A 12947-nucleotide genomic window follows, 5' to 3' on the forward strand; every position below is an offset into this window, starting at 1 on the left:
CAATTCGATTGGTTACTATGAAAACTAATCGAATTAAAAAACTAACTAAAAAGACGCGATATATTCGCGTCTTTTCATTTGAAGCGTTTACTTGTTACGCCCAAAGGTCCCATCCGACAAACGGAAAAACATAACGGACCGCCCGCTTTTTTCCAGCTGTAGCATATCTAACTCGCCTTCGTCACTAAGCTTAAAGCGAATCAACTGTCCCTGCTTTATTTGGCTTAGCGGCTTATCACTGCCTTCTATTTTGACCAGAGCGCTAAGATCCGCCATAGAGAGCTGATTACTTCTGAAAACCTGCGCTAATGTATCACCATTTTTAACCGTGTACTCTTTCCAGTCTTCAGATTTCGGTCCAGAGTTCTGAGAGGTTCTCTGCTGGCTTAAACTCTGCGCGTTCAGCTCAATCGCTACGCGTTGATGATCGACCTCAGTCTGCTCAACTGGTTGATCTGTTTTATTTGGCAAAGGAATAACAAGGAGTACCAGAATCAATGGCACTAAGACCATCAAAGCACGCTGATGAAATTTAGGCAGACGCAACCAAAACTGCTTAACAGGCTGTATACGCTCCAACCATTGCTCTTTGTTGAACGGCTGCTTCCAGTCGATAGCAGCGAATTTTTGTTTAACCAATTCGACATAGTCGACTTGCTGCTTTTTCTTTCTGCGACGATTCATTGTAATGAGTCCCTTAATACTTCTACGGTCAGTATAAAAATACCGACGCGGAGAGTATATGTTTTTCACCAAACTAAAATGGAATTGGGATTAAATTAGCAGAAATTTCACTTGGAGTAAGAGATAAGTCACAACCTGGCCGCCTCAATTAAGCATTCAGTCGCAATCATTTAAACCTAAGCTCGAAACTGATATCCTGTTACCTTTATCACTCCTAATAAGAGCGACATTCATGTCTGAAATTAAATTTGAAACTGCAGAACAAAAAGCAAGCTACGGCATTGGTCTGCAAATGGGTCAGCAACTTGCAGGCTCTGGTCTTGAAGGTCTTAGCGTTGATGCTATCGCAGCAGGTATTGCAACAGCACTAACTGGTGACATGCCATCAATCGAAATTGATGAAATCAACAAAGCACTACAAGAACTTCACACTCGTGCAGAAACAGCTCGCCAAGAAGCAGCAAAAATTGCGGCAGCAGAAGGCGAAGCGTTCCTAAAAGACAACGCTCTACGACCTGAAGTTAACGTTCTAGACTCTGGTCTTCAGTACGAAATCATTTCTGAAGGTACTGGTGCAGTTCCTACAGCAGAAAGCTCAGTTCGCGTTCACTACCACGGTGAGCTAACTGACGGTACTGTATTCGATAGCTCTGTATCTCGCGGTCAACCTGCTGAATTCCCTGTTACAGGTGTAATCAAAGGTTGGGTAGAGGCACTACAACTAATGCCTGTTGGCTCTAAGTGGAAGCTATACGTACCACAAGATCTTGCGTACGGTGAGCGTGGCGCTGGTGCGGCTATCCCTCCATTTGCAGCTTTAGTTTTCGAAGTAGAACTATTAGATATTATCTAATTGAAACCATTTTCAATTATGATTAAATAAAACGGCGCACTAGCGCCGTTTTTTTGTCTAAACTGAATAGACTTTCTCACCTCTGAACCTTTCACTCTGATAGCCTTTAAAAATAAAATCACTTTTAAAAAACGCTCAACCTTTGGAGGTACTATGCGTAAAACACTCCTAACTCTAGCACTCCTATCAATCAACATTGGTAGTGCGCACGCATTCTTAGATTCAGTCACTCAAAAAAGTAAAGAAAGTGGCCTGATGGACATGGTCGGCAGCAGCTTGAACACCGAGTCGTCTCCATTAACAGACATGCTAACTAGCCAATTACCAGTATCCACTGAGCAAGCAGCCGGAGGCAGTGGTGCACTACTCGCTTTGGCTCAAAGCCAGCTTTCGCAAGAAAATAGTAGTGAGTTACAGTCTTTGATTCCTGGACTTTCAAACTTGCAAGGAGCACAAAGCTTACTAGGAAATATTGAGAATATCAGTGCAGTAAAAAGTGCATTCGATACGTTAGGTTTAGACCCATCTATGATCAGTCAGTTTGCTCCAGTAATCTTGGATTACTTGAACAAGCAAGGCGCTAGCGAAGGGCTTCTAAGTTCGTTGGGCGGGTTGTGGAATACTAGTAAATAAGCGTAAGTGATAATCACTTTTTAAATTGCCAGTCTGCATGGGTTGAAATAAATGCAGGCTGGATATAAAGGTTTACTGAATTACAGATACAAAAAAGCCGAGCTAATGCTCGGCTTTCTCGTTCTTACGAACTGATTACTCAGCAGCTTCTTCAGCAGCTGGGCGATCTACAAGCTCAATGTAAGCCATTGGAGCTTTATCACCAGCACGGAAGCCAGCTTTTAGGATACGAGTGTAACCGCCCTGACGAGCAGCAAAACGTGGACCTAGTTCGTTAAATAGTTTTGCAACTACTTCGTTGTCACGAGTACGTGCAAATGCTAGACGACGGTTAGCAACACTGTCAGTCTTAGCTAGTGTAATCAAAGGCTCAACTACGCGACGTAGCTCTTTTGCTTTTGGCAAAGTAGTCTTGATAACTTCATGACGTACTAGAGAGCTAGCCATGTTGCTGAACATCGCTTTGCGATGTGAGCTGTTGCGGTTGAGTTGACGACCACTCTTACGATGGCGCATGACCTAATCCTTCTAACTAGTATCGATTAATCTTCAGCGATTGATGCAGGTGGCCAGTTTTCTAGGCGCATGCCCAGAGACAGACCACGTGACGCAAGTACGTCTTTAATCTCAGTAAGAGATTTTTTACCAAGGTTAGGCGTTTTAAGTAGCTCAACCTCAGTACGTTGTACTAGATCACCGATGTAGTGAATCGCTTCTGCTTTCAAACAGTTAGCAGAGCGAACTGTTAGTTCAAGATCGTCTACAGGACGCAGTAGGATCGGATCGAATTCTGGCTTCTCTTCCTTCTCCTCAGGAACTCGTACATCACGAAGATCTACGAATGCATCCAATTGTTCAGCTAGGATTGTAGCTGCACGACGGATTGCTTCCTCAGGTTCTAGAGTACCGTTTGTTTCCATATCGATAACAAGCTTGTCTAGATCAGTACGCTGTTCTACACGAGCTGCTTCTACAGCGTAGGCAATTTTGTCTACTGGGCTGTAAGTAGCATCTACTAGTAGGCGACCGATAGGACGCTCGTCTTCTTCGTTATGGATACGCGCAGAAGCTGGAACATAACCACGACCACGTTCAACTTTGATACGCATTGCGATCTCAGCGTTGTCATCCGTTAGGTGACAAATTACGTGTTCAGGGTTAGCGATCTCTACATCACCATCATGGGTGATGTCACCTGCAACCACAGGGCCCGAGCCTGATTTGTTCAAAGTAATGAACACTTCATCTTTGCCTTCGGCAACGCGCACAGCCAAACCTTTAAGGTTTAGAAGAATTTCAAGAATATCTTCTTGAACGCCTTCTTTCGTACTGTACTCATGAAGTACGCCTTCAATTTCTACTTCTGTTACAGCACAACCTGGCATAGAAGATAGAAGGATGCGGCGAAGTGCATTACCCAGAGTATGACCAAAGCCACGCTCTAATGGCTCAAGAGTTACTTTTGCGTGAGTCGAGCTGATTTGTTCGATGTCAACTAGACGTGGCTTAAGAAATTCTGTTACAGAACCCTGCATTGTGTCCTCTCTTTAGTTTAAACCTTACTTAGAGTAAAGCTCGACGATCAATTGTTCGTTGATGTCAGCTGATAGATCAGAACGCTCAGGCATACGCTTGAATGTACCTTCCATCTTGCCACCATCTACTTCAATCCAAGTTGGTTTTTCACGTTGTTCAGCAACTTCTAGAGCTGCTTTGATACGAGCTTGCTGTTTAGCTTTTTCGCGAATAGAAACAACGTCATTAGCCGCTACTTTGAAAGAAGGAACGTTTACAACTTTACCGTTTACTAGGATAGCTTTGTGGCTAACTAGCTGACGTGCTTCTGCGCGAGTTGCGCCAAAGCCCATGCGGTAAACTACGTTATCAAGACGACCTTCAAGAAGCTGAAGTAGGTTTTCACCAGTGTTGCCTTTTAGGCGAGCAGCTTCTTTGTAGTAGTTACGGAATTGTTTTTCTAGAACGCCGTACATACGACGCACTTTTTGCTTCTCACGAAGCTGAACGCCATACTCAGATAGACGACCGCGACGAGCGCCGTGTACACCTGGTGCGTTATCAATTTTACACTTGGTATCGATCGCGCGAACACCAGACTTAAGGAATAAGTCAGTGCCTTCACGACGGCTAAGCTTCAGCTTAGGACCCAAATATCTTGCCATGATTCTTCTCCAATTGTCCTAGAAACGTTATACGCGACGTTTCTTAGGTGGACGACAACCGTTATGAGGGATTGGTGTAGCATCAACGATGTTTGTGATGCGGAAACCAGCGGCGTTTAGTGCACGAACAGTAGATTCGCGACCTGGACCAGGACCCTTAACCATAACTTCCAAGTTCTTTAGGCCGTATTCTTTAGCCATTTCAGCACAACGCTCAGCAGCAACCTGTGCAGCGAACGGAGTAGACTTACGAGAACCACGGAAACCAGAACCACCTGCAGTAGCCCATGCAAGAGCGTTACCTTGACGGTCAGTAATGGTTACGATTGTGTTATTGAAAGAAGCATGGATGTGCGCAACGCCATCTGCAACTTGCTTGCGTACGCGCTTACGAGCGCGAGTTGGTTGTTTAGCCATTGTACTCTACCTTCCCGATTATTTCTTGATCGGCTTACGCGGACCCTTACGGGTGCGAGCGTTGGTTTTAGTACGCTGTCCACGTAGTGGTAGACTGCGACGATGACGAAGACCACGGTAACAGCCAAGGTCCATAAGACGCTTGATGTTCATAGATACTTCACGACGTAGATCACCTTCTACAGTGTACTTAGCTACACCATCACGCAGTTGATCGATCTGCTCTTCAGTTAGTTCACTGATCTTAACATTTTCAGCAATACCCACTTCAGCTAGGATAGCTTGAGAGCGAGTTTTACCGATGCCGTAGATCGCTGTTAGAGCGATTACTGCATGTTTCTGATCAGGAATGTTAATGCCTGCTATACGGGCCATTATTCACTCCTAAGTGTTTCTATAAAAGAATTAGCCGCAGCAAAGCCCGTTATGGATACGCTGCGGAATACTACTTCTTTTGCACGCAAAAGGTAGGCCGAGGAATATACTCGACCCAACCTTCATTTTCAAGTAAAAATTTCTGCTAATTAGCCTTGGCGCTGTTTGTGCTTTGGCTCACTGCAAATCACGCGAACGACACCGTTACGCTTGATTACTTTACAGTTACGGCAGATTTTTTTAACGGAAGCACGAACTTTCATTGCTAAACTCCGTAAATGAAACTGAGTCTACCGCCGGATTAACGGCCGTAGCCTTTCAGATTCGCTTTCTTCAACACAGAATCATACTGTTGAGACATCAGATGAGTCTGTACCTGTGCCATAAAGTCCATAATTACAACAACTACGATTAGTAGCGATGTACCGCCGAAGTAGAAACGTACGTTCCACGCGACCATCATGAACTCGGGAATCAGACAGATAAAGGTAATGTACAGTGCACCAGCAAGGGTTAGACGTGTCATTACTTTATCAATGTATTTCGCTGTCTGCTCACCTGGGCGGATACCGGGTACGAATGCACCAGACTTCTTCAAGTTATCTGCTGTTTCACGTGGGTTGAAAACCAACGCCGTGTAGAAGAAACAGAAGAAGATAATTGCTGCTGCATAAAGCATTACATACAACGGTTGACCTGGGCTAAGAGCCAAAGACACGTCAGTTAACCAACCGAACGCGCTGCTCTCACCGTTTTGACCAAACCACTGAGCCAATGTTCCTGGGAACAAGATAATACTTGATGCAAAAATCGCTGGAATTACACCTGCCATGTTAATTTTAAGAGGCAAGTGCGAGCTTTGCGCAGCAAATACTTTACGACCTTGTTGACGTTTCGCATAGTTAACGACGATTCGGCGTTGACCACGTTCCATGAAAACAACGAAGTAAATTACTGCAAAAGCTAATACCGCGATTAGCAACAGAAGAAGTACATGCAATTCACCTTGACGCGCTTGCTCGATTGTTTGACCGATTGCAGAAGGCAATCCAGCAACAATACCTGCAAAAATTAGTATCGAAATACCATTACCAATTCCGCGCTCTGTAATTTGTTCACCTAACCACATCAAGAACATGGTACCGGTTACTAAACTTACGGTAGCAATTAGCGTAAACATGGTTTGGTTGATAACAACCAGATTGTCGACCATGTTTGGTAGGCCAGTTGCAATACCTATAGCTTGGAAGGTTGCAAGTACAAGCGTGCCGTAGCGTGTGTATTGGCTTATCTTACGACGGCCTGCTTCACCCTCTTTTTTGAGTTCAGCTAACGCTGGATGAACTACAGTTAGCAATTGGACAACAATAGATGCCGAAATATACGGCATGATGCCCAATGCTAATATAGATGCACGCTCAAGAGCACCACCGGAGAACATGTTAAACATTTCAACGATGGTACCTTTTTGCTGTTCGAACAAATCGGCAAGTACAGCAGCGTCAATACCAGGAATCGGCACAAAAGAGCCGGCTCGGAATACTAAAAGTGCACCAATTACGAATAACAAGCGCGACTTTAGTTCACTTAAGCCGCTCTGAGCACTACGAAAATCTTGTCCTGGTTTCTTAGCCATCTGTACCTCGTTCCTCGAGATTATTCCTCGATTTTACCGCCTGCAGCTTCGATTGCAGCTTTAGCGCCTTTAGTCACACGTAGACCTTTAACAGTCACTGCTTTGTTGATTTCACCAGAAAGAACAACTTTTACAAATTCGATGTTCTTAGTGATGATGTTAGCAGCTTTAAGACTGTTTAGATCAACTACGTCACCAGAAACTTTCGCTAGCTCAGCTAGACGAACTTCAGCAGACACTAGGCTCTTACGAGAAGTGAAACCGAATTTTGGTAGACGTTGTTTCAGAGGCATCTGACCGCCTTCGAAACCTGGACGAACACTGCCGCCAGAACGTGATTTTTGACCTTTGTGACCACGGCCACCAGTTTTACCTAGGCCTGAACCGATACCACGACCTACTCGCTTCGCAGAAGTTTTCGCGCCAGCAGCCGGTGCTAGAGTATTCAAACGCATTCTGATTACTCCTCAACTTTAACCATGTAGTAAACCTTGTTGATCATACCGCGAATACACGGAGTATCTTCAAGTTCTACTGTGTGGTTGATTTTACGAAGACCTAGACCGCGCAAAGTAGCTTTGTGCTTTGGCAGACGACCAATTGAGCTTTTAGTTTGAGTTACTTTAATAGTTGCCATGGTGTTCTTACTCCGAAATAGATTCAACAGTTAGACCACGTTTAGCAGCAACCATTTCTGGTGACTTCATGCTACCTAGTGCATCGATCGTTGCACGAACGATGTTGATAGGGTTCGTAGAACCGTACGCTTTAGATAGTACGTTGTGTACACCAGCAACTTCTAGTACTGCACGCATCGCACCACCTGCGATAACACCAGTACCTTCTGCAGCAGGCTGCATGTAAACTTTAGAGCCCGAATGGCGACCTTTCACTGGGTGGTGAAGAGTGCCTTCGTTTAGAGCGATCGTAGTCATGTTACGACGCGCTTTTTCCATTGCTTTTTGAATCGCTGCAGGTACTTCACGAGCTTTGCCGTAACCGAAACCTACACGACCGTTACCGTCACCAACTACTGTTAGTGCAGTGAAGCTCATGATTCGACCACCTTTAACCGTTTTAGAAACACGGTTAACTGCGATTAGCTTTTCTTGCAAATCATTCGCTTGAACTTGTTGTTCTTTAGCCATCTTCCAACCCTACCTTAGAATTTCAGACCAGCTTCGCGAGCAGATTCTGCTAGCGCCGCTACTCGACCGTGGTATTGGAAACCAGAACGATCAAATGCAACTGCAGTTACGCCCTTCTCTAGAGCGCGCTCAGCAATAGCTTTACCCACTGCTTTAGCTGCATCAACGTTACCAGTGTATTTCACTTGCTCACGGATCGCTTTTTCTACAGTAGAAGCTGCTGCGATAACCTCAGAGCCGTTAGCCGCGATAACCTGTGCGTACACGTGACGAGGAGTACGGTGTACAACTAGGCGAGTCGCACCCAGTTCTGCAATCTTACGACGTGCACGTGTAGCACGACGGATGCGAGATGCTTTCTTATCCATAGTGTTACCTTACTTCTTCTTAGCTTCTTTAGTACGCACATTTTCATCTGCGTAACGAACACCTTTGCCTTTGTATGGCTCAGGCTCACGGTAAGAACGAATGTCAGCCGCAACTTGACCAACTAGCTGCTTGTCAGCACCAGTGATCACGATTTCAGTTTGGCTTGGACATTCAGCTTTAATACCCGCTGGCAACTCGTGCTCAACTGGGTGTGAGAAGCCTAGTGTTAGACCTACAGCGTTGCCTTTGATAGCAGCACGGTAACCTACACCTTTAAGAGTTAGCTTCTTAGTAAAGCCTTCAGTAACACCAACAACCATGTTGTTAACTAGAGCGCGAGCAGTACCTGCTTGAGCCCATGCGTTAGCAACACCTTCTTTAGGACCGAAAGTCAGGTTATTTTCTTCCTGAGCGATTACAACTGCGTTGTTAAGAACGCGAGTTAGTTCGCCTTTCGCACCTTTTACAGTGATTTCTTGGCCGTTTAGTTTCACCTCTACGCCAGCTGGAATAGCGACAGGTGCTTTTGCAACACGAGACATAGTCTACTCCTTATTAAGCTACGTAAGCGATGATTTCACCACCAAGACCTGCTTTACGTGCAGCGCGGTCTGACATAAGACCCTTGGAAGTAGAAACGATAGCAATACCAAGACCACCCATTACAGAAGGAAGTTCATCTTTCTTCTTGTAAACACGTAGACCTGGACGAGAAACACGTTTAAGTTGCTCGATTACTGGTTTAGCTTGGAAGTACTTAAGTGTAACTTCTAGCTCAGGTTTTGCTTCGCCTTCAACAGCGAAGTCAACGATGTAACCTTCAGCTTTTAGTAGTGCAGCAATTGCAACTTTAAGCTTTGAAGAAGGCATTTTTACAGCAACTTTGTTTGCTGCCTGACCGTTACGAACGCGGGTCAGCATATCCGAAATCGGATCTTGCATGCTCATATGATTTACTCCAAATGATTAAGTGGCAATTACCAGCTAGCCTTACGAAGACCCGGAATCTCGCCTTTCATGCAAGCTTCACGAACCTTAATACGGCTTAGACCGAACTTACGTAGGTAACCGTGTGGACGACCAGTTTGGTTGCAACGGTTGCGCTGACGTGATGCACTTGAATCACGTGGAAGAGATTGCAGTGTAAGAACCGCGTTCCAACGATCTTCTTCAGATGCGTTTACATCGCTGATGATAGCTTTTAGCGCTGCACGCTTTTCAGCGAACTTAGCTACTAGCTTCGCACGTTTTGCTTCACGTGCTTTCATTGAATTTTTAGCCATAACAGTAACCCTTCACCTTACTTACGGAATGGGAAGTTAAAGGCAGCCAGCAGAGCACGGCCTTCCTCATCAGTACCAGCAGACGTCGTAATAGTGATGTCTAGACCGCGTACTCGATCAACTTTATCAAAGTCGATTTCCGGGAAGATGATTTGCTCGCGAACGCCCATGCTGTAGTTACCGCGACCGTCAAAAGACTTAGCGCTAACACCACGGAAGTCACGTACACGTGGAAGAGCGATGTTAATTAAACGCTCAAGAAAATCCCACATACGTTCGCCACGCAAGGTTACTTTACAACCGATAGGGTAGCCTTCACGGATTTTGAAACCTGCAACAGATTTGCGCGCTTTTGTGATAAGTGGCTTTTGACCAGAGATCGTTGCCATATCAGACGCTGCGTTTTCTAGCAGTTTCTTATCGTTGATTGCTTCACCAACACCCATGTTTAGGGTGATTTTCTCGATTCTAGGGACTTGCATGACGCTTGTGTAACCGAACTGTTTGGTCAGTTCAGCGACTACAGACGACTTGTAGTAATCATGCAGTTTCGCCATAGTAGAACTCCAAATTACTTCTATTAGTTAGAAACGGTTTCGCCGTTAGACTTGAAGAAACGAACTTTTTTGCCGTCTTCAAAACGGAAACCGATACGGTCAGCTTTACCAGTAGCTGCGTTAAAGATAGCCACGTTAGAAACGTCGATAGCTGCTTCTTGCTCTACGATACCGCCTTGGATACCCATAGCTGGAACAGGTTTCTGATGTTTCTTAACTAGGTTGATACCTTCAACGATAACTTTACCAGTTGCTAGAACCTTAGTTACTTTACCTTTCTTGCCTTTGTCTTTACCAGCAAGAACGATTACTTCGTCATTACGACGGATTTTAGCTGCCATTTCTACGTGCTCCTTACAGAACTTCTGGAGCCAGTGAAACGATCTTCATGAACTTATCGCCACGAAGTTCGCGTGTCACAGGACCAAAGATACGTGTACCGATTGGTTGCTCAGTATTGTCGTTTAGCAATACGCAAGCATTTCGGTCGAAGCGAATGACAGAACCGTCAGGACGACGTACGCCTTTACGGGTGCGCACTACCACCGCCTTCAGAACATCACCTTTTTTAACTTTACCGCGAGGGATTGCTTCCTTCACAGTAACTTTGATGACGTCACCGATATGTGCATAACGGCGGTGAGAGCCACCCAGAACCTTAATACACATTACGCTGCGTGCGCCTGAGTTATCAGCTGCGTCCAGCATACTTTGCATTTGGATCATGTTAGTGCTCCGCTAAATATTAATAACTAGACCCATCACGGGTCGGGCTGCCTCTTTAAAAGGGACGCGAATTGTACCACCCTTTTTTGTGATTGGGTAGTCAAAAAATAAACGGCTCCAAAAATATTTTGGAGCCGCTTTAGTTTCATAGAATTAACGAGATTAAATCTTCGCCTTTTCTAGAACTTTTACCAAAGTCCAAGACTTAGTCTTAGACAGTGGACGACACTCTGCGATTTCAACTGTGTCGCCTAGGCCACACTCGTTGTTCTCGTCATGTGCGTGTACTTTAGTCGTACGTTTTACGTATTTACCGTAGATTGGGTGTTTTACGAAACGTTCGATAGCAACAGTGATAGACTTGTCCATCTTGTCGCTGATTACACGACCTTGTTGAGTACGTTTTACTTCGCTCATTATGCGCCTGCCTTCTCAGTCAAAACAGTTTTCACACGTGCGATATCACGGCGTACAGCTTTCAGAGTATGAGTTTGCTGTAGCTGACCAGTCGCAGCTTGCATGCGCAAGTTGAACTGTTCACGTAGCAAATTCATTAGCTCAGCGTTAAGCTCTTCAACGCTTTTCTCGCGTAGATCTTGTGCTTTCATCACATCACCTGCTTAGTTACAAATGTAGTTTTGAAAGGCAGTTTACGTGCCGCAAGACGGAACGCTTCACGTGCCAATTCTTCAGGTACACCACCCATTTCGTACATAACCTTACCAGGTTGGATTTGGGCTACCCAGTACTCAACGTTACCTTTACCCTTACCTTGACGAACTTCAAGTGGTTTTTCTGTGATTGGTTTGTCTGGGAACACACGGATCCAGATTTTACCTTGACGCTTAACGTGACGTGTCATTGCACGACGTGCCGCTTCGATTTGACGAGCAGTTAGACGACCACGGCCAACAGCTTTAAGACCGAATTCGCCGAAGCTTACATCAGTACCTTTAGCTAGACCACGGTTACGACCAGTCTGAACCTTACGGAACTTAGTACGTTTAGGTTGTAGCATCTGTCGACTCCTTACTTACGGCCTTTACGCTGCTTCTTAGGCTTGTCGCCTTTAGGCTCTACAGCGTTAGCTGCTGGCATACCACCTAGGATTTCACCTTTGAAGATCCAAGTTTTAATGCCGATCACACCGTATTGAGTGTGAGCCGAAGAAGTTGCGTAATCAATGTCAGCACGTAGAGTGTGTAGAGGCACACGGCCTTCACGGTACCACTCTGAACGTGCGATTTCAGCGCCGCCTAGACGACCGCTTACTTCCACTTTGATACCTTTAGCGCCTAGGCGCATTGCGTTTTGTACTGCGCGCTTCATAGCACGGCGGAACATAACACGACGCTCTAGCTGAGACGCGATGCTGTCACCAACAAGTTGCGCATCTAGTTCAGGCTTACGTACTTCAGCGATGTTAATTTGCGCTGGTACACCTGCAATTTTAGCTACAGCTGCGCGTAGCTTCTCAACGTCTTCACCTTTCTTACCGATAACAACGCCTGGACGAGCAGTGTGAATAGTCACACGGATGCTCTTAGCAGGACGCTCGATAACGATACGTGATAGAGACGCTTTTTTCAGTTCACTTGTAAGGAACTGACGTACCTTGAAGTCGCCGTCTAGGTTGTCAGCGAAATCTTTGGTGTTAGCAAACCATGTAGCATTCCAAGGCTTAACGATGCCTAGACGAATACCATTTGGATGTACTTTTTGACCCATTGCTTACTCTCCTAGTCTCTAGCGATCTGCTACAACAACAGTGATGTGGCTTGAACGCTTCAAGATACGATCCGCACGACCTTTAGCACGAGGCATAATACGCTTCATGGTTGGGCCTTCATCTACAAAGATTTTTGCGACATTCAGATCGTCAATATCTGCACCTTCGTTGTGCTCCGCGTTAGCGATAGCAGACTCTAGAACTTTCTTAACTAGTGCAGCAGCTTTTTTGTTGCTGAACGTTAGGATTTCTAGAGCTTGGTCAACAGATTTACCACGGATTAGATCCGCAACTAAGCGAGCTTTCTGAGGCGAAATGCGAGCAAAGTTATGTTTAGCAATTGCTTCCATTATCTAC

Annotated in this window: 25 protein-coding genes; 2 read left to right on the forward strand and 23 right to left on the reverse strand. The window is 45.3% G+C overall.

The window, feature by feature from the left end; translation table 11 throughout:
* Positions 1–87: 87 nt before the first annotated feature.
* Positions 88–684, reverse strand: a complete 597-nt coding sequence (locus R7E29_RS18750) for a LysM-like peptidoglycan-binding domain-containing protein (RefSeq protein WP_017820296.1) — start codon at positions 682–684, stop codon at positions 88–90.
* A 232-nt stretch (positions 685–916) separates the two neighbouring features.
* Here R7E29_RS18750 and R7E29_RS18755 point away from each other — a divergent pair, with 232 nt between their 5' ends.
* A complete protein-coding gene (locus R7E29_RS18755; RefSeq protein ID WP_005383137.1) occupies positions 917–1537 on the forward strand; it encodes an FKBP-type peptidyl-prolyl cis-trans isomerase in 621 nt (206 codons plus the stop codon).
* Positions 1538–1690: 153 nt separating this feature from the next.
* Positions 1691–2170: a DUF2780 domain-containing protein gene (locus R7E29_RS18760; protein ID WP_017820297.1), complete on the forward strand. Its 480-nt coding sequence runs from the start codon at positions 1691–1693 to the stop codon at positions 2168–2170.
* Positions 2171–2305: 135 nt separating this feature from the next.
* Here the strand turns inward: R7E29_RS18760 and rplQ are convergent, their stop codons facing one another.
* The 22 genes from rplQ to rplV all read right to left on the reverse strand — a co-directional run bounded on the left by rplQ (position 2306) and on the right by rplV (position 12940).
* The gene (gene rplQ, locus R7E29_RS18765) at positions 2306–2686 is read right to left on the reverse strand and encodes a 50S ribosomal protein L17 (RefSeq protein WP_005383141.1); all 381 of its coding nucleotides are present in this window, start codon (positions 2684–2686) and stop codon (positions 2306–2308) included.
* Positions 2687–2712: 26 nt separating this feature from the next.
* Positions 2713–3705 carry a DNA-directed RNA polymerase subunit alpha gene (locus tag R7E29_RS18770; protein ID WP_005383143.1) on the reverse strand — a complete coding sequence of 331 codons (993 nt, stop codon included), beginning with the start codon at positions 3703–3705 and terminating at the stop codon, positions 2713–2715.
* Between the two features lie 24 nt (positions 3706–3729).
* Positions 3730–4350 carry a 30S ribosomal protein S4 gene (gene rpsD / locus R7E29_RS18775; RefSeq protein WP_005383146.1) on the reverse strand — a complete coding sequence of 207 codons (621 nt, stop codon included), beginning with the start codon at positions 4348–4350 and terminating at the stop codon, positions 3730–3732.
* A gap of 27 nt (positions 4351–4377) precedes the next feature.
* Positions 4378–4767 (reverse strand): 30S ribosomal protein S11, encoded by a 390-nt coding sequence (gene rpsK, locus R7E29_RS18780; protein ID WP_001118870.1) that lies wholly within the window; start codon positions 4765–4767, stop codon positions 4378–4380.
* Positions 4768–4785: 18 nt separating this feature from the next.
* Positions 4786–5142: a 30S ribosomal protein S13 gene (gene rpsM / locus R7E29_RS18785; RefSeq protein ID WP_005383154.1), complete on the reverse strand. Its 357-nt coding sequence runs from the start codon at positions 5140–5142 to the stop codon at positions 4786–4788.
* A 149-nt stretch (positions 5143–5291) separates the two neighbouring features.
* Positions 5292–5405 (reverse strand): 50S ribosomal protein L36, encoded by a 114-nt coding sequence (rpmJ, locus tag R7E29_RS18790; RefSeq protein ID WP_000868186.1) that lies wholly within the window; start codon positions 5403–5405, stop codon positions 5292–5294.
* A 38-nt stretch (positions 5406–5443) separates the two neighbouring features.
* Entirely contained in the window at positions 5444–6778 is a 1335-nt protein-coding gene (secY, locus tag R7E29_RS18795; protein WP_005379562.1) for a preprotein translocase subunit SecY, read from the reverse strand.
* A 20-nt stretch (positions 6779–6798) separates the two neighbouring features.
* Positions 6799–7233, reverse strand: a complete 435-nt coding sequence (gene rplO, locus R7E29_RS18800; protein ID WP_005383155.1) for a 50S ribosomal protein L15 — start codon at positions 7231–7233, stop codon at positions 6799–6801.
* A 5-nt stretch (positions 7234–7238) separates the two neighbouring features.
* The gene (gene rpmD, locus R7E29_RS18805) at positions 7239–7415 is read right to left on the reverse strand and encodes a 50S ribosomal protein L30 (RefSeq protein ID WP_005379565.1); all 177 of its coding nucleotides are present in this window, start codon (positions 7413–7415) and stop codon (positions 7239–7241) included.
* Between the two features lie 7 nt (positions 7416–7422).
* Positions 7423–7926, reverse strand: a complete 504-nt coding sequence (gene rpsE / locus R7E29_RS18810) for a 30S ribosomal protein S5 (RefSeq protein WP_004745894.1) — start codon at positions 7924–7926, stop codon at positions 7423–7425.
* A gap of 14 nt (positions 7927–7940) precedes the next feature.
* Complete coding sequence (gene rplR, locus R7E29_RS18815; protein WP_005379568.1) at positions 7941–8294, reverse strand: 50S ribosomal protein L18; 354 nt, start codon at positions 8292–8294, stop codon at positions 7941–7943.
* Between the two features lie 9 nt (positions 8295–8303).
* Positions 8304–8837 carry a 50S ribosomal protein L6 gene (gene rplF / locus R7E29_RS18820; protein ID WP_005379570.1) on the reverse strand — a complete coding sequence of 178 codons (534 nt, stop codon included), beginning with the start codon at positions 8835–8837 and terminating at the stop codon, positions 8304–8306.
* 13 nt (positions 8838–8850) lie between these two features.
* Positions 8851–9243, reverse strand: coding sequence for a 30S ribosomal protein S8 (gene rpsH / locus R7E29_RS18825; protein ID WP_005379572.1), 393 nt, complete (start codon positions 9241–9243; stop codon positions 8851–8853).
* A 29-nt stretch (positions 9244–9272) separates the two neighbouring features.
* A complete protein-coding gene (gene rpsN, locus R7E29_RS18830) occupies positions 9273–9578 on the reverse strand; it encodes a 30S ribosomal protein S14 (RefSeq protein WP_004410442.1) in 306 nt (101 codons plus the stop codon).
* 17 nt (positions 9579–9595) lie between these two features.
* Positions 9596–10135 carry a 50S ribosomal protein L5 gene (gene rplE, locus R7E29_RS18835; RefSeq protein WP_005379573.1) on the reverse strand — a complete coding sequence of 180 codons (540 nt, stop codon included), beginning with the start codon at positions 10133–10135 and terminating at the stop codon, positions 9596–9598.
* A 23-nt stretch (positions 10136–10158) separates the two neighbouring features.
* Positions 10159–10476: a 50S ribosomal protein L24 gene (gene rplX, locus R7E29_RS18840; RefSeq protein WP_005379574.1), complete on the reverse strand. Its 318-nt coding sequence runs from the start codon at positions 10474–10476 to the stop codon at positions 10159–10161.
* Positions 10477–10489: 13 nt separating this feature from the next.
* Complete coding sequence (gene rplN / locus R7E29_RS18845) at positions 10490–10861, reverse strand: 50S ribosomal protein L14 (RefSeq protein ID WP_004410450.1); 372 nt, start codon at positions 10859–10861, stop codon at positions 10490–10492.
* A 162-nt stretch (positions 10862–11023) separates the two neighbouring features.
* Positions 11024–11278: a 30S ribosomal protein S17 gene (gene rpsQ / locus R7E29_RS18850; protein WP_140367210.1), complete on the reverse strand. Its 255-nt coding sequence runs from the start codon at positions 11276–11278 to the stop codon at positions 11024–11026.
* The gene (rpmC, locus tag R7E29_RS18855; protein WP_005379576.1) at positions 11278–11469 is read right to left on the reverse strand and encodes a 50S ribosomal protein L29; all 192 of its coding nucleotides are present in this window, start codon (positions 11467–11469) and stop codon (positions 11278–11280) included. The genes rpsQ and rpmC overlap by 1 nt, the downstream gene beginning before the upstream one ends.
* On the reverse strand, positions 11469–11879 hold the full coding sequence (gene rplP / locus R7E29_RS18860) for a 50S ribosomal protein L16 (RefSeq protein ID WP_005379577.1): 411 nt from the start codon (positions 11877–11879) through the stop codon (positions 11469–11471). Before rplP ends, rpmC begins: the two co-directional genes overlap by 1 nt.
* An 11-nt stretch (positions 11880–11890) precedes the next feature.
* Positions 11891–12589: a 30S ribosomal protein S3 gene (gene rpsC, locus R7E29_RS18865; protein WP_005383161.1), complete on the reverse strand. Its 699-nt coding sequence runs from the start codon at positions 12587–12589 to the stop codon at positions 11891–11893.
* 18 nt (positions 12590–12607) lie between these two features.
* Complete coding sequence (gene rplV, locus R7E29_RS18870; protein WP_005383164.1) at positions 12608–12940, reverse strand: 50S ribosomal protein L22; 333 nt, start codon at positions 12938–12940, stop codon at positions 12608–12610.
* Positions 12941–12947: the final 7 nt, after the last annotated feature.

The sequence above is a fragment of the Vibrio sp. Vb1729 genome, from assembly GCF_033338655.1.
GTDB lineage: Bacteria > Pseudomonadota > Gammaproteobacteria > Enterobacterales > Vibrionaceae > Vibrio > Vibrio alginolyticus.